Here is a 13593-nt window from a genome sequence, read left to right on the forward strand (position 1 = left end):
ATCTTTCAGCACGAGCGGCGGCTTGATCGGCGAAATGGATCCTGAAATAAGTTCAGGATGACGAGTGTTTGGTGGTGGGGAGGTTCAGCCCTTCACCACCCCCGCCCGCACCTCCTGTGGCACAGCGCGCACCGGCACGGCCTTGATCCAGCTTTCCAGGGCGTCGATGTCGGTCGGCCCGGTCACCGTGTCGGGCTTGCCGACAAAGCCCGAGAAGCCATCGCCGCCGAGGCCGAGGAAGCCGTTTACCGTCACGCGGTAGGTCTTCGCCATGTCCAGCGGCTTGCCGTCGAGCGTGATCGTCACGATGCGATCACCCGCAGGCCGCGCCGGGTCGTAGCGGAACGCAAAGCCCGCTGACGGCGCCAGCGCCTGCTTCGGCCCCGTATCGTCCAGCCCCTCTTCCAGCACCGCCTTGATCTGCGCGCCGGTCATGCTTTCGGTGACCACGTTGTTGCCGAAGGGCTGGCACAGGTAGATGTCGCCGAAGGTCAGCGTGCCGTCCGCCGCCGGGACCAGCGGAGCGCGGATGCCGAAGGGGTTCATGAAGGCGATCTCAGCGCCCTTGTCGCGCGTGGCGCCGAGTTGCGCATCGGCGATGAGGTTGCCCAGGGGGCCGCCCGCGCCGCCGTCCGCGCCCTCGTTCTTGGGCGCGGGGCGGTCGATCCTGCCGATCGGGCGCTGGGTATATTCCTTCGATGCCTCGACGTATTTCGCCACATATTGCGCGATGTCGGCCCTCGGCTGGAATTGCGGGAACAGCGGGGTGTTGCCGAGCGGGCCGCGCGTGGAGGTGTAGGGCACCGACTGCACGATCACGTTCTGCGCCTTCTTCGAGACCACGCGCCCCGCCATCGGATCGATCTTGAGCGTAATGTCGGTGACCAGTTCGCCATAGACGCCCGCACTGGTCAGCAGGAACGGCTTGGCCGGATTGAGCTGCGCGTAGTCGCAGACATAGGCCCAGTGCGTATGGCCCGAGACGACCACGTCCACCCGCGTATCGAGCCGGTCGAGGATCGGACGGATGTCACCGGCAAAATCGTTGCACCCCTGCGGGTCCGGATCGCCCTTGGTGCGCCCGCCCTCGTGGATCAGCACGACGATGGCGTCTGCCCCCTGTGCCTTCAGCGCAGGGACGGCAGCGTTGATCGTGTCGGCCTCGTCCTCGAAAGTCAGCCCCTGGATGCCAGTCGGATTTACCAGATTGGGCGTGCCCTTCAGCGTCAGCCCGATCACGCCCACCGTGACCGCTTGGCTGCCCGAGCCGAAGGTCTTGAGGCCGGTTGCGGGGAACAGCGTCGAGCCATCGGCCCGCTTCGTGCTGGCGGCGAGGTACTTGAACGTCGCCCCGGTGAACTTCTCCAGCGCGCAGGGCTGCTTGGCGGTGAACTTCTCGCACCCGCCGGTCTGCTTGCGCAGCAGCTCCTGCTGACCATTGTCGAACTCGTGGTTGCCCACCGCGTTGAAGTCCACGCCGATGCGATTCATCACCCCGATCGCCGATTCATCGAGATAGAGCGAGGATGCCAGCTGCGAGGCCGAGATCATGTCTCCGGCAGAGACGGTCATCGAAAACGGATGCCTCGCCCGGATCGAATCGATCGCAGAGGCCAGCCACGCCGCGCCTCCCGCCGGAACGCCGATCACCCCGCCCTTGCCATCGCTGACATTCACTGCCTGGCGCGGCGGTTCGAGACTGCCGTGAAAGTCGTTGATCCCGACGATGCCGACCTCGACCGGCCCCGAGGCTCCGCCACCGGCCATCGGCGCGGCACAGGCGCCGAGAAGTCCGGACAGGGCCAAGGGCAGGAAAAAACGCACGGGCTGATGCATCGGGAAAGCGACCTTATCGTAACGGGTGCAACCGGTTGAGGGCGGCCTAGCCCATCGGTGTTGCGCTTTGAAGGCCGTTTATGCGGAGGCCGGCAAAAGAGCCTTCGTATGCGCGCCCATTGTCTAGGCCGCTGCGCCTCCCTACAATGCGCAAGAGGCCCAAGACTCAGGACGCACAGGGAAACATGGCTCAATCCGCAGCAGAGCAAGACGCCATGCGCGCCCGGCTTGTCGAACTGGCGCAAACCATGGTCGAGGAGCGCGGCGGGGCCGGGCTGAACCTGTCGGAGCTGGCCGCCCGCGCCGGTATCAGCCAGGCCAATCTTTCACGCTACTTCGAGGGTCGCGATGACCTGATGGAGGCGATTGCCGACCACTGGTTCAAGCCAATGGTCGACATCATGGAAGACGTGCTGGCAAGCGACCTGCCCCCACGCCGGAAGATGTACGAATTCTTCGCCCGCCGCTTCATCGTGATGCGCAAGAAATGGGAGGCCGACCCGGCCAAGCTGCAGACCTACATCGAGGTCGGCAACGAGAACTTCGAACAGATCCGCAGCTACATCGACCTTGCCGATCATTACCTCGGCGAAATCATCGGCGAGGCGATGAGCGACGGGCACTTTGCCGGGCTGGAAGTCGATGAGACGATCAGCCTCGTCAACCAGATGTGCGCGCCCTATTGCGCGCTGAACACCATGACGATGTTCATGGAACGCCTGAACGAGGACAAGCTGGCGCGCATCGTCGATGCCGTGTTCGACGGGCTTTCGGCCCAGGATCGCGGTGCAAAGGCGCTGACAGGCCTCCGCGCCGCCTGAAGCCTTCGGTCATGCGCGGCCGATCAGCGCGCCCGGTCACCCAGAAGGACCTGCCGCATATCGCCATTGTGCCGCACATGCAGGATCAGCAATGTTGCCATCAGCACGATGCCGCCTCCCACGAAGGCAAGCAGGGCGTGGGCGATTGCCATGGCCGACCAGTTGCCGCGCCAGCCGCACCACAGTGCCGACAGGGTAAGCATCGTGGTGAAATCGGCATTGAACTGGCCAGGCCATCCCGCGGCGGCAATGTCAGCAAAGAAGATCGGAAACAGCCCCGAGCCGTGGTTTGCCATGACGACTGCGGTGAAGATCGCCAGCGCCAGCCACGCCACGATGAGATAGGTTCTGAACACCATTACATGCTCCCCCAGTCGTTGCAGGGGCCATGCTGTAGCTTGGTTCAGGCCCTGCACCAACTGCTGCGCCGGCCCTTCCAGTGTTCGGCCAAGCCTTCGGCTTCCAGAATCGCGCCAAGGCTGCGCCCGTTGCGCGTGACGACCCGCAGCGCGCGGCCATAGCGGTCGGTATCGCGCCCTTGCACTTCAAGGTTGAACGGCCCAGCATTCAGCAGTTCGACCAGCCGGCGTGTCGCCTGCAGGCCAAGCCGGGCTTCCGCAGCGCATGACGGCTGCGAGGTTTCCGGCGTGTTGATATCGGCGATGCGGATCTTGGTGCCCTCCAGCCAGAAGGTATCGCCGTCGACCACGCAAGTGACGCGCGGACCGGGCGAGCAGATCTCGAACCGGCGCAGCCGGGCATCGGCGGGCGCGGCAGGAGAGGGCGATGAAGCGGCGAGCGCCAGTGAGGTGAAGGCAGCGGCGAGAAGCAGGGAGGCGTGGGACATTGTCCGGATCTGGCCCAACCGCCAAGCGTGCGCGTCTCCGTATCTTTCCGATCAGGAAAGGGACTCAGCGTCGGCTCTCAGGTCTTTGGCTCAGGATTTTCTCTCAGTGGTAACCACTGGATAACCGGCCTGTGCCAAGCTCGTTCCATGTTCGGACCGCGCCTCACGACCATTTTTGCCAGCCGCTGGAGGGCGCTGTGGTGGGCGGCTTCGATCCTGTTGCTGACGTGGTCACTGGTGCCCGCGCCCAGCGAGCGCGAGCCGCACGAGCCGGCGAAGTCGGCGCACGTCGATCCCTGGGCCAAGGACCCGGAATAGCCGCTATTTGCCGGTGAAGAGGAACGCCACCGCGGCCATGATGCAGACAAATGCGGCGAAGTGCCGCCAGTGCAGCGGCTCTTTCAGAAACACTACCATGAACACGCCGAAGACGATCAGCGCAATCGCCTCTTGCGTGATCTTGAGCTGACCGGCGCTCCACCCGTTGAGCGCGCCGATGCGATTGGCCGGCACGGCGAGGCAGTATTCCAGCAAGGCAATGCCCCAGCTGATCAGGATCACCAGCAACAGCGGGCGCTGCGCCACGGCTGCCGGGCCGCCCTGAATGTGCCAGTACCAGGCAATGGTCATGAACAGGTTGGACAGGACGAGCAGGGCAATCGTGGTCATGGGTCTGGGCGTTTCCATGGAGAGGGTGGCGATCGGCCCGGTGTGCGAAAGTTGTGCGAATCTTAACGCTTCACTGCGTAATCACGCCTGGTCATTCGCCGGAGTTAGCCGATGTCCGATGCCCGATCGACATATCGCTTTGCCGTGCTGCTGCTGGGCGGTAGCGTGCTGGTCGTCGGTGCCCTGATCGCCAACGGCATGAACAGCGGGGCCAATGTGTCCTCGGAGCCCGAGGGCGCCGCAGCCGAAGCTGCCGCAGCGCTCCCCGAACAGTCCGCATTCGAAAAGTGGGCCGCGGAAGGCGATGCCTCCGATGGAAAAGGGCGGCTGATCGGCGAGATCGAACGGGACGGAAAGATGGTCGAACTTCGCCAGCTTCCCGAAGGTGTCTCGGTTGACCAGATGAAGGCCGACCAGGTCAACCCGGACGCGCCTGCCGACGCCATGGAGGCAGGGCAGGACCAACTCGTGCCCTGACCGGGCCATCAGGCTCCGCGTGGAGTGTCGTCGTCTTCGGGGACGCCATCGCCGTAGATTCCGGCTTCATCATCGTCGTTGCGCTCACCGCGATAGGCACTCATGTCGATCTGGCCCGAACTGACCATCTGCTTCATGTGATCGACGAGGTCGGGCATGTCGGCATCGTCGAGACCGGACCCGCCGACCTTGTCGCCCAGATCCTGTTCGCCCAGCACGCTGGTGGCGCGGGCCAGTGCCTCGTCGGCAACGGTCTGCGCCTGCGTATCGCCGTCTTCCTGCTCGGTGTTCACGGCTTCGGGCGCGGGTGTCTTGTCGTCGATCATGGGCGTAGCTCCTTTGCCGGAGACTACGCCCTGATCGTGCAGCCGTTCCTGCGTGTCAGCGGGTCGGGACCGGCACTTCGCCGGAATAGTCGTAGAACCCGCGCCCGCTCTTGCGGCCGAGCCAGCCGGCCTCGACGTACTTCTGCAGCAGCGGGGCCGGGCGGTACTTCGGGTCACCGGTGGAGGCGAGGTAGATCTTCATGATCTCGAGCAGCGTGTCGAGCCCGATGAAATCGGCCAGTTCGAGCGGGCCCATCGGGTGGTTGAGGCCGAGCTTCACGCCCTTGTCGATGTCGACGATCGAACCCGTGCCGCTGCCGAGCACGAAAGCGGCCTCGTTGATGAAGGGCACGAAGATGCGGTTGACGATGAAGCCAGGCTCATCCTGCGAGAGCACGATTTCCTTGCCGATGTTCGCCACGTAATCGCGCACGGCTTCAATCGTCGAAACCGAAGTGGCAAGGCCGGGAATGACCTCGACCAGCTTCATCAGCGGCACCGGATTGAAGAAGTGGATGCCGATGAAGCGTTCCGGATCGGGCGACGACACGGCCATGCGCGTGATCGGGATTGACGAGGTGTTCGATGCCATAATCGCATGGGGAGCAAGATGCTTGCCGGCGGATTCGAAGATCTTGTGCTTGATGTCCTCGCGCTCGGTCGCCGCTTCGATCACCAGATCGGCTTCGGCAAAGGCAGCATGATCAGAGAAGGTGTGCAGGTTGGCAACCGTAGCGGCGGCAAGCGCGGCATCAACCTTGCCCTTCTCGACCAGCTTGGAAAGGCCCTTTGCGATCTTGTCCTTGGCCTTGTCCGCCAGATCGATCGACACGTCGCCGAGCAGGACCTTCAGCCCCGCCTGCGCCGAAACCTGGGCGATGCCTGAACCCATCTGGCCCGCACCGATCACTGCAACCGTCTTGATCATGTGGATGTCCCGCTCCGAAAAGATGCGGGATGGCGGTTAGCGAGCGCAAACCCTTGAGTCCACCTGCTCCTAGCGCGAGGCGCGTTTCGGTTCAGCGCGAGGCGCCGGGCACCCAAAGCGGATCGCTGCCCGCGTTGGTCGAGCGGGCCAGCACGAACAGGTAATCCGAAAGCCGGTTGAGATAGGCCAGTGCCTGCGGGTTCACCGGCTCGGCATCGGCCAGCGCCACTGCGCTGCGCTCCGCCCGGCGCACTGTGGCGCGGGCGATGTGGATGCGCGCCGCAGCCTCGGAACCGCCCGGCAGGATGAAGCTGGTCAGCGGCGGCAGGCCTTCGTTCAAGGTGTCGATGGCCGTCTCCAGCCAAGCGACCTGGCTCTCGACCACGCGCAGGACCATCTCCGAAGGGGTAAAGTCATCGCCGGGGTGGCAAGATCAGCCCCGAGATCGAACAGGTCATTCTGGATGCGCTGCAGGTTGCGCGCCGAGGTTTCCGACGCGACGACTGTGGCAAGGCCAATCAGGCTGTTGGCCTCGTCCACCTCGCCAATGGCCTGCATGCGGGCATCGTGCTTGGCCCGGCGCGAACCGTCGACGAGGCCCGTCGTGCCGTCATCGCCGGTGCGCGTGTAGATCTTGTTGAGCTTGACCATGCTGGAAAGAACCGCGCCTCAGCGCGAGAACGCGAGCAGGATCGCAACGGCCAGCACGGCAAGGCCCTGGAACTTGATGCGGTTGAACATCATCTTGTTCTGCAACAACTGGTTCGCCGTCGCCCCGGAAACGGGATCGCGGTTCAGGTCTTCCTTGGTGCTGTTCAGGAAAGCGATGATCCCGCGCACGAGCGAGACGACCGTCAGCGCGACGAAGATGATGATCAGCGGGATCAGGACGTAGTTCATGGGCACTGATCTATGGCGTCGGACAGCGAAATACCAGTGTCAAATAGGGTAGCGCGCACCTCTGCGGCGACTGCGCGCCCGTCTTCGCCCGCTCGCCTGCGGTCGGACAGCGCGGGTGCATCGCGGCGCTTGGCCAGCTTGCGCCCGTCGGCCTCCACCAGCACGGGATGATGATGCCACACCGGCACCGGCAGCCCGAGCAGATGCTGGAGCAGGCGGTGGATGTGCGTGGCGCGAAACAGGTCCATGCCGCGTGTCACATGCGTCACGCCATCGGTGGCATCATCAAGCGTTGCGGCAAGGTGGTAGCTGGCCGGCGCATCCTTGCGCCACAGGATCACGTCGCCGAACATCTCGGGCGTGGCGATCTGCGTGCCGTGACGCTCGTCGGTCCATTCGAGTTCACCCGCCAGCAGTGTCGCCTGCTCCATGTCCAGCCGCCAAGCTACTTGCGGGCCAGGCGTGGGCCCCCGGCGCAGGCAGGTGCCGGGATAGAGCGGACCGTCGGGGCCGTGGGTGACAGCGGCGGCGGCAACCTCGGCGCGGGTGCAGGTACACGGGTAGAGAATGCCCATCGCGCGCAGCTCGTTGGCAGCGGTGCGATAATCTCCAACTCTCGAGGACTGGGGGGCAACTTCCCGGTAACTCAGCCGCAACCAGTCGAGGTCCTGGCGGAACTCGGCGGCAAGTTCCGGGCGTGAGCGGGCACCGTCGATGTCTTCGATGCGCAAAAGGAACTCGCCCCCGTCGCGCATGGCCCGGTCGTGGGCGACGATTGCGGAAAACGCATGCCCTAGATGAAGCGGTCCGTTGGGACTGGGGGCAAAGCGGGTGATTGTCATCCCCGGAGCCTAGCGCGGCGATCGATCTGTCGGAAGAGTGGCACAAGGTGCGCCAGATAAACAAAACGGCTGCCCCGCCGGGGCAGCCGCTTTTGTCGTTTATCGCATTTCCTTGCCTGCTCAAGCGAGCGTGGCAGTCCACATCAGGCTGCTGAGGCCAGCAGCGAGGATGATCGGGAATGCAAAAGCCGTAATGGCGCGCATGGTGTTCCTCCTGTTGAGATCACCTTGCAGGACATCCTCCCAGTTCGTGTTCATCCGGCAGGGTGAGCTGGAAGCATCGGAACTGAGGGTGCAAATACGCCGATATGCGTATGCTGCAAGTGCGAACAGGGCACTTGCAGTTGCATGTAACGCAACTGTCACATTTTGCCGCGCATCTGGACAGAAAAGGCCCTTCACACTATCGGCCACGCATGAGCATCCAGCCTTCAGAATCGATCCTCATTGTCGACTTCGGCAGTCAGGTTACGCAGCTTATCGCCCGCCGCGTGCGCGAAGCCGGGGTCTATTCCGAGATCGCGCCGTTCACGCAGGCCGAGGCCGCGTTCCACCGGCTGAAACCCAAGGGCATCATCCTGTCCGGTTCGCCCGCCAGCGTGCCCGCCGATGGCTCTCCGCGCGCGCCGCAAGTGCTGTTTGACTCCGGCCTGCCGATCCTTGGCATCTGCTATGGCCAGCAAGTCATGAGCCACCAGCTGGGCGGCAAGGTGGAACCGGGCGATTCGGGCGAGTTCGGCCGCGCGTTCCTGACCGTGACCGAACCCTGCGTGCTGTTCGACGGCCTGTGGAAGGAAGGCGAACGCCACCAGGTGTGGATGAGCCATGGCGACAAGGTCACCCAGTTCGCCCCCGGCTTCCGCATCGTTGCCGTGTCGGACGGCGCGCCGTTTGCCGTCATCGCCAATGACGAGAAGAAGTACTACGGCACCCAGTTCCACCCCGAAGTGGTCCACACCCCGATGGCGGCAAGCTGATCGCCAACTTCGTGCGCCACGTCTGCGGCTGCACCGGCGACTGGACCATGGCCGAGTTCCGCAAGACCAAGATCGCCGAAATCCGCGAGCAGGTGGGTAGCAGCCGCGTGATCTGCGGGCTTTCCGGCGGCGTCGATTCGGCGGTTGCAGCCGTACTGATCCACGAAGCCATCGGCGACCAGCTGACCTGCGTGTTCGTCGACCACGGCCTGATGCGCATGGGCGAGGCCGAGCAGGTCGTCAGCCTGTTCCGCAACCACTACAACATCCCGCTGGTCCATAAGGACGTCTCGGCGCTGTTCCTCGGCGGCCTTGCCGGCGTGACCGACCCGGAAGCCAAGCGCAAGTTCATCGGCAAGACCTTCATCGACGTGTTCGAGGCCGAAGCCAAGCAGGTCGGCGGCGCCGACTTCCTGGCGCAGGGCACGCTCTACCCGGACGTGATCGAATCGGTCAGCTTCACCGGCGGACCTTCGGTGACGATCAAGAGCCACCACAACGTCGGCGGCCTGCCCGAGCGCATGAACATGAAGCTGGTCGAGCCGCTTCGCGAGCTGTTCAAGGACGAAGTTCGCGCGCTGGGCCGTGAACTTGGCCTGCCCGAGATCTTCGTGGGCCGTCACCCCTTCCCCGGCCCCGGCCTTGCCATCCGCATCCCCGGCGAAGTGACGCGCGAACGCTGCGACATCCTGCGCAAGGCCGACGCGATCTACCTCGAGGAAATCCGCAACGCCGGGCTCTATGACGCGATCTGGCAGGCGTTTGCCGTGCTGCTCCCGGTCAAGACCGTGGGCGTGATGGGCGATTTTCGCACCTACGACAGCGTCTGCGCCCTGCGCGCGGTGACAAGCACCGACGGCATGACCGCCGACATCTACCCGTTCGACGCCGGCTTCCTGTCCCGCGTGGCGACCCGCATCGTCAACGAGGTCAAGGGCATCAACCGCGTGGTCTATGACTACACCAGCAAGCCGCCGGGCACGATCGAGTGGGAGTAAGCATCCGCGCAGCCACTGTGGCGGACCGTGAAGCCACGGTCGCGCTGTGGGAGGCTGCCGGACTGACACGCCCCTGGAACGATCCGCGCGGCGATTTCGAACTTGCCCTGACAACGGACACATCGGTGATCCTGCTTGCCGAGACCGAGGCAGCATTACGCGGCAGTGTCATGGTCGGCTTTGACGGTCATCGCGGCTGGGCCTATTACCTCGCCACCGCGCCGGGCTGCCGCGGGCAAGGCATCGGGCACGCACTCATGACTGCGGCCGAAAACTGGCTCAAGGCGCTTGGCAGTCCCAAGATCCAGTTGATGGTACGCGCTGACAACGCTTCGGCACGCGGGTTCTACAATTCGCTCGGCTATGAACTGCAGGACGTCGTAACGATGGGCAAGCGCTTCTAACCCACCTTGACCAACCCCCTTGGCCAAGGCATCCTCTGCCTATGGCCATCCACGTCAACATCGGTGAAGCCAAGACCCGCTTGTCAGAGCTTCTTGCTGCTGCGGCACGGGGCGAAGAAGTTGTGGTGAACAAGGCGGGTGTGCCCTTTGCTACCTTGGTGCCCACGCCCGAAGCGCTCGAACTTGCGCGTGAGGCTCGCGCGGCGAAACGGCTTGCGGCCTTTGGCTGCCTCGCCGACAAGTACAAGGGCCAGCCCGCGTCTGCCTTCGACATTCCGCCGCCGATGACAGGCGCGGAGTTTGACCAACGCACCAAGCGCAAGTTCGGCTGAGCCGGCACGTGAAGCTTTTGATAGACACGCACATCCTTGTGTGGATGGTGCTGGGTGACCAGCGCCTGACTGCAGAGCAGCACAATGCGCTGGCAAACCCGGACAACGACATCGTCCTGAGCGCGATCAACGCCTACGAACTGGCGCACCTGCAGCATCTGCGGCGCATCCCTCTGGACGAGCCGATCGACCAATTGCAGGAACTGGTGGGCTTCGAACTCGCAGACCTGCCCGCGTCTGCCTGGACGAAGGTCAAGGACCTGCCCGACCTGCACCGCGATCAGCTTGATCGCTTGCTGGTCGCCCACGCGCTGGTCTCAGGCATGACGCTCGTTTCGGCAGATCAGTGCATCCGCCAGTATCCGGTCATGGTGATCTGAGGCGGCCACCGCCACCCTTCCCGCAAATGCCCCATTAACCGCTTACGCATCTGGCACGCCCGCGATAAGGGTGGGGCATGATGCTTCCCCGGATTGCCAACCAGCGCGCCATCATCGACCGTCGCCAGCTTGCCGATGCCATCGCGGCGGCGTTCGCCGAGAAGGGCGAGAAATCGCGGCAGGCCGTGGTGGACCTGCTTCGCACCGCGCTGGAAGACGGCCGCGCCGAGATCGCCCGCAGGCTGGAAGCCAAGCCTTCGTCGGGCACGGAAAGCGCGCAGGCGCAGGCCTTCCTTGTCGATCAGCTGGTCCGCATCATCTACGACCATGTCGTCGGGCGCATCTATCGCGCCAGCAATCGCTCGATGGGCGAGCGTATCGCGGTGATCGCGGTGGGCGGCTACGGGCGCGGCGAGATGGCGCCGCATTCGGACGTCGACATCGCGTTCGTTACCCCGATCAAGCCGACATCGTGGTGCGAGCAGGTGATCGAGGCGCTGCTCTATTTCCTGTGGGACCTTGGCCTCAAGGTCGGCCATTCCAGCCGCTCGCTCGACGAGGTCGTGCGCATGGCCAAGAGCGACCTGACCATCCGCACCGCGCTGCTCGAAGGGCGCTATGTCTGGGGCGATCGCGACCTGTTCGACAGCGCCTCGGCGCGGTTCTGGGCGGAAGTCGTCAACGGCACCGAAAAGCAGTTCGTCGCCGAGAAGCTGCAGGAGCGGAACGACCGGCACAAGCGGCTGGGCGACAGCCGCTACGTCGTCGAACCCAACGTCAAGGAGGGCAAGGGCGGCCTGCGCGACCTGCACACGCTCTACTGGATCGGCAAGTACATCCACAAGGTGCGCGACGCCTCGGAACTGGTCGACGTGGGCTTGCTGACGGCCGAGGAATACCGCGCCTTCCGCCGCGCCGAGAACTTCTTCTGGGCGGTGCGCTGCCATCTCCACACTATCACCAGGCGCGCGGAAGACCGGCTGACCTTCGACCTGCAGCGCGAAGTCGCCACGCGCATGAACTTCGCCGACCGTCCGGGCAAGAGCGCGGTCGAGCGTTTCATGCAGTACTTCTTCCTGCAGGCCAAGCAGGTCGGCTCGTTGACAGGGGTGTTCCTTGCGCAGCTTGACGGGCAGTTCGCCAAGGAGAAGCGCGGGTTCCTTGCCGCCTTGCGCAGCCGACGAAAGAAGAAGGTCGGGCCGTTCGTGATCGATGCGGGCAAGCTCGCCGCGCCATCGGACACCACCTTTCAGGACGACCCTGTCCGCCTGCTCGAACTGTTCTCGTGCGCGGCGGCCGAACAGGTCGAGATCCACCCCGAGACGATGCGCATCGCGCGGCGGGATTCAGGGCTGATCGACGCTGCCCTGCGCAAGGACCCTCGTGCCAATGCGCTGTTCATGGACACGCTGACCAGCCGCAACGATCCCGAGACCGTGCTGCGCTGGATGAACGAGGCCGGCGTGTTCGGCCGTTTCGTGCCCGATTTCGGCCGCGTCGTCGCGCAGATGCAGTTCGACATGTATCACCACTACACGGTGGACGAACATACCATCCGCGCGATCGGCCTGCTGGCGCGCATCGAGAAGGGCGAGGTCAAGGACGATCACCCGCTGGCCAGCGAAGTGGTCAGCAAGGTTGCCTCGCGCCGCGTGCTCTATGTCGCGACGCTGCTGCACGATATCGCCAAGGGCCGGCAGGGTGACCATTCGGTACTCGGCGCGGAAGTGGCGATGAAGCTGTGCCCACGTCTGGGCCTGTCCGCTGCCGAGACCGAGGCCGTGGCCTGGCTGGTGCGCTGGCACCTGTTGATGAGCGCCACCGCCTTCAAGCGCGACCTTGCGGACTACAAGACCATCGCCGACTTCGTGAACACGGTGCAGAGCCAGGAGCGCTTGCGCCTGCTGCTGATCCTGACCGTGGTCGACATTCGCGCGGTGGGTCCGGGCGTGTGGAATTCGTGGAAGCGGCAGCTGCTGGGCGATCTGTTCGTCTCGGCCGAGGAAATGCTGCGCCTTGGCCACAAGACCCATGGCCGGGCCGAGCGCATTGCAGCCAAGAAGAAGGCCGTCGCCACGATCCTGCGCGAGCGCGACGCGCTGATCGGCACAGTCGGCAAGCAATTGGGCGATGCCTACTGGATTGCCGAGCCCGAGGACATCATCGCGCTCAATCTCCAGCAGATGGACACCGCGCTGGGCGAGCCGCTCTCGGTCGAGGCGCACTGGTATCCGGCACGCGGGGCGACACTGGTCACCGTGCTGGCGGCAGACCACCCGGGCCTGTTCTACCGCATCGCCGGGGGCATCCATCTTGCCGGCGGCAACATCATCGACGCGCGCATCCACACCGCCCGCAATGGCACGGCGGTCGACAACTTCCTGGTGCAGGACCCGCTCGGTCGTCCGCTCAACGAGGCGAGCCAGATCGCGCGCCTCAAGAACGCGATTGCCGATGCGCTGGCCAACCGGGTGAAGCTGGTGCCGCAACTGGCGGCTCGCCCGCTCGCGCGCCCGCGTGCCGATGCGTTCGACGTGCGCCCGATCGTCATCTTCGACAACAAGGCCTCGAACCGCTTCACCGTGATCGAGGTGGGCGCGCGCGATCGCCCGGCGCTGCTCAACCAGTTGGCGCGTGCGCTGTTCGAAGCGCGGCTGGTGGTCCACTCGGCGCACATCGCCACCTATGGCGAGCGGGCTGTGGACACGTTCTACGTGACCGACGTGCTGGGCGAGAAGATCGACAGCGAGAGCCGGATGAAGACCGTCGAGAAGCGCCTGCTCGAAGCGGCGGAGGACCGGAAGGTAAAGGCGGCGGCGTGAGGATCTGAGGCGATGACCGCACTCGCAATCGCCA

Annotated in this window: 16 protein-coding genes and 2 pseudogenes; 8 read left to right on the forward strand and 10 right to left on the reverse strand. The window is 64.6% G+C overall.

Annotation, left to right across the window (positions count from 1 at the left end):
• Positions 1 to 84: 84 nt before the first annotated feature.
• On the reverse strand, positions 85 to 1836 hold the full coding sequence (locus C7W88_RS06420) for a bifunctional UDP-sugar hydrolase/5'-nucleotidase (protein ID WP_118072930.1): 1752 nt from the start codon (positions 1834 to 1836) through the stop codon (positions 85 to 87).
• A 185-nt stretch (positions 1837 to 2021) separates the two neighbouring features.
• Between C7W88_RS06420 and C7W88_RS06425 the strand changes: the two genes are divergently transcribed.
• The gene (locus C7W88_RS06425; RefSeq protein ID WP_162895936.1) at positions 2022 to 2657 is read left to right on the forward strand and encodes a TetR/AcrR family transcriptional regulator; all 636 of its coding nucleotides are present in this window, start codon (positions 2022 to 2024) and stop codon (positions 2655 to 2657) included.
• A gap of 23 nt (positions 2658 to 2680) precedes the next feature.
• On the opposite strand, the gene C7W88_RS06430 is transcribed toward C7W88_RS06425, so the two are convergent.
• Positions 2681 to 3016 (reverse strand): hypothetical protein, encoded by a 336-nt coding sequence (locus C7W88_RS06430; protein WP_118072932.1) that lies wholly within the window; start codon positions 3014 to 3016, stop codon positions 2681 to 2683.
• A gap of 44 nt (positions 3017 to 3060) precedes the next feature.
• Positions 3061 to 3504, reverse strand: coding sequence for a thermonuclease family protein (locus tag C7W88_RS06435; protein ID WP_118072933.1), 444 nt, complete (start codon positions 3502 to 3504; stop codon positions 3061 to 3063).
• 147 nt (positions 3505 to 3651) lie between these two features.
• On the opposite strand from C7W88_RS06435, the gene C7W88_RS22575 reads away from it, so the two are divergent.
• On the forward strand, positions 3652 to 3822 hold the full coding sequence (locus tag C7W88_RS22575; RefSeq protein ID WP_162895937.1) for a hypothetical protein: 171 nt from the start codon (positions 3652 to 3654) through the stop codon (positions 3820 to 3822).
• Positions 3823 to 3825: 3 nt separating this feature from the next.
• On the opposite strand, the gene C7W88_RS06440 is transcribed toward C7W88_RS22575, so the two are convergent.
• Positions 3826 to 4173 (reverse strand): DMT family protein, encoded by a 348-nt coding sequence (locus C7W88_RS06440; RefSeq protein ID WP_118074624.1) that lies wholly within the window; start codon positions 4171 to 4173, stop codon positions 3826 to 3828.
• Positions 4174 to 4284: 111 nt separating this feature from the next.
• On the opposite strand from C7W88_RS06440, the gene C7W88_RS06445 reads away from it, so the two are divergent.
• A complete protein-coding gene (locus C7W88_RS06445; protein WP_118072934.1) occupies positions 4285 to 4650 on the forward strand; it encodes a hypothetical protein in 366 nt (121 codons plus the stop codon).
• 8 nt (positions 4651 to 4658) lie between these two features.
• Here C7W88_RS06445 and C7W88_RS06450 read toward each other — a convergent pair whose 3' ends face one another.
• The 6 genes and pseudogenes from C7W88_RS06450 to C7W88_RS22580 all read right to left on the reverse strand — a co-directional run bounded on the left by C7W88_RS06450 (position 4659) and on the right by C7W88_RS22580 (position 7904).
• Positions 4659 to 4976 carry a hypothetical protein gene (locus tag C7W88_RS06450; protein WP_118072935.1) on the reverse strand — a complete coding sequence of 106 codons (318 nt, stop codon included), beginning with the start codon at positions 4974 to 4976 and terminating at the stop codon, positions 4659 to 4661.
• Positions 4977 to 5031: 55 nt separating this feature from the next.
• Positions 5032 to 5901 carry a 3-hydroxyacyl-CoA dehydrogenase NAD-binding domain-containing protein gene (locus C7W88_RS06455; protein WP_162896158.1) on the reverse strand — a complete coding sequence of 290 codons (870 nt, stop codon included), beginning with the start codon at positions 5899 to 5901 and terminating at the stop codon, positions 5032 to 5034.
• A gap of 94 nt (positions 5902 to 5995) precedes the next feature.
• Positions 5996 to 6555 (reverse strand): annotated as a pseudogene (locus C7W88_RS06460) (cob(I)yrinic acid a,c-diamide adenosyltransferase).
• Between the two features lie 18 nt (positions 6556 to 6573).
• Positions 6574 to 6804, reverse strand: coding sequence for an HIG1 domain-containing protein (locus C7W88_RS06465; protein WP_118072937.1), 231 nt, complete (start codon positions 6802 to 6804; stop codon positions 6574 to 6576).
• Positions 6801 to 7646: a tRNA glutamyl-Q(34) synthetase GluQRS gene (gluQRS, locus tag C7W88_RS06470; protein WP_118072938.1), complete on the reverse strand. Its 846-nt coding sequence runs from the start codon at positions 7644 to 7646 to the stop codon at positions 6801 to 6803. The genes C7W88_RS06465 and gluQRS overlap by 4 nt, the downstream gene beginning before the upstream one ends.
• Positions 7647 to 7766: 120 nt before the next feature.
• On the reverse strand, positions 7767 to 7904 hold the full coding sequence (locus C7W88_RS22580) for a hypothetical protein (RefSeq protein ID WP_156135743.1): 138 nt from the start codon (positions 7902 to 7904) through the stop codon (positions 7767 to 7769).
• 158 nt (positions 7905 to 8062) lie between these two features.
• Between C7W88_RS22580 and guaA the strand changes: the two are divergent.
• The 5 genes and pseudogenes from guaA (at position 8063) to C7W88_RS06495 (ending at position 13559) form a co-directional block, all read left to right on the forward strand.
• Positions 8063 to 9621 (forward strand): annotated as a pseudogene (gene guaA / locus C7W88_RS06475) (glutamine-hydrolyzing GMP synthase).
• A complete protein-coding gene (locus C7W88_RS06480) occupies positions 9612 to 10025 on the forward strand; it encodes a GNAT family acetyltransferase (protein ID WP_118072939.1) in 414 nt (137 codons plus the stop codon). Before guaA ends, C7W88_RS06480 begins: the two are co-directional and overlap by 10 nt.
• A 41-nt stretch (positions 10026 to 10066) precedes the next feature.
• Complete coding sequence (locus C7W88_RS06485) at positions 10067 to 10357, forward strand: type II toxin-antitoxin system Phd/YefM family antitoxin (protein WP_118072940.1); 291 nt, start codon at positions 10067 to 10069, stop codon at positions 10355 to 10357.
• An 8-nt stretch (positions 10358 to 10365) separates the two neighbouring features.
• Entirely contained in the window at positions 10366 to 10737 is a 372-nt protein-coding gene (locus C7W88_RS06490; RefSeq protein ID WP_118072941.1) for a type II toxin-antitoxin system VapC family toxin, read from the forward strand.
• 77 nt (positions 10738 to 10814) lie between these two features.
• Positions 10815 to 13559 (forward strand): [protein-PII] uridylyltransferase, encoded by a 2745-nt coding sequence (locus C7W88_RS06495; RefSeq protein ID WP_118072942.1) that lies wholly within the window; start codon positions 10815 to 10817, stop codon positions 13557 to 13559.
• Positions 13560 to 13593 lie beyond the last annotated feature (34 nt).

Origin of the sequence: Novosphingobium sp. THN1, from assembly GCF_003454795.1 — a bacterium.
Lineage (GTDB): Bacteria > Pseudomonadota > Alphaproteobacteria > Sphingomonadales > Sphingomonadaceae > Novosphingobium.

Excerpts from the sequence above, each read along its gene's own strand:
- C7W88_RS06420 (WP_118072930.1), bottom strand. The coding sequence starts at position 1,836 with ATGCATCAGCCCGTGCGTTTTTTCCTGCCCTTGGCCCTGTCCGGACTT.
- C7W88_RS06425 (WP_162895936.1), top strand. The coding sequence starts at position 2,022 with ATGGCTCAATCCGCAGCAGAGCAAGACGCCATGCGCGCCCGGCTTGTC.
- C7W88_RS06430 (WP_118072932.1), bottom strand. The coding sequence starts at position 3,016 with ATGGTGTTCAGAACCTATCTCATCGTGGCGTGGCTGGCGCTGGCGATC.
- C7W88_RS06435 (WP_118072933.1), bottom strand. The coding sequence starts at position 3,504 with ATGTCCCACGCCTCCCTGCTTCTCGCCGCTGCCTTCACCTCACTGGCG.
- C7W88_RS22575 (WP_162895937.1), top strand. The coding sequence starts at position 3,652 with ATGTTCGGACCGCGCCTCACGACCATTTTTGCCAGCCGCTGGAGGGCG.
- C7W88_RS06440 (WP_118074624.1), bottom strand. The coding sequence starts at position 4,173 with ATGACCACGATTGCCCTGCTCGTCCTGTCCAACCTGTTCATGACCATT.
- C7W88_RS06445 (WP_118072934.1), top strand. The coding sequence starts at position 4,285 with ATGTCCGATGCCCGATCGACATATCGCTTTGCCGTGCTGCTGCTGGGC.
- C7W88_RS06450 (WP_118072935.1), bottom strand. The coding sequence starts at position 4,976 with ATGATCGACGACAAGACACCCGCGCCCGAAGCCGTGAACACCGAGCAG.
- C7W88_RS06465 (WP_118072937.1), bottom strand. The coding sequence starts at position 6,804 with ATGAACTACGTCCTGATCCCGCTGATCATCATCTTCGTCGCGCTGACG.
- gluQRS (WP_118072938.1), bottom strand. The coding sequence starts at position 7,646 with ATGACAATCACCCGCTTTGCCCCCAGTCCCAACGGACCGCTTCATCTA.
- C7W88_RS22580 (WP_156135743.1), bottom strand. The coding sequence starts at position 7,904 with ATGAACACGAACTGGGAGGATGTCCTGCAAGGTGATCTCAACAGGAGG.
- C7W88_RS06485 (WP_118072940.1), top strand. The coding sequence starts at position 10,067 with ATGGCCATCCACGTCAACATCGGTGAAGCCAAGACCCGCTTGTCAGAG.
- C7W88_RS06495 (WP_118072942.1), top strand. The coding sequence starts at position 10,815 with ATGATGCTTCCCCGGATTGCCAACCAGCGCGCCATCATCGACCGTCGC.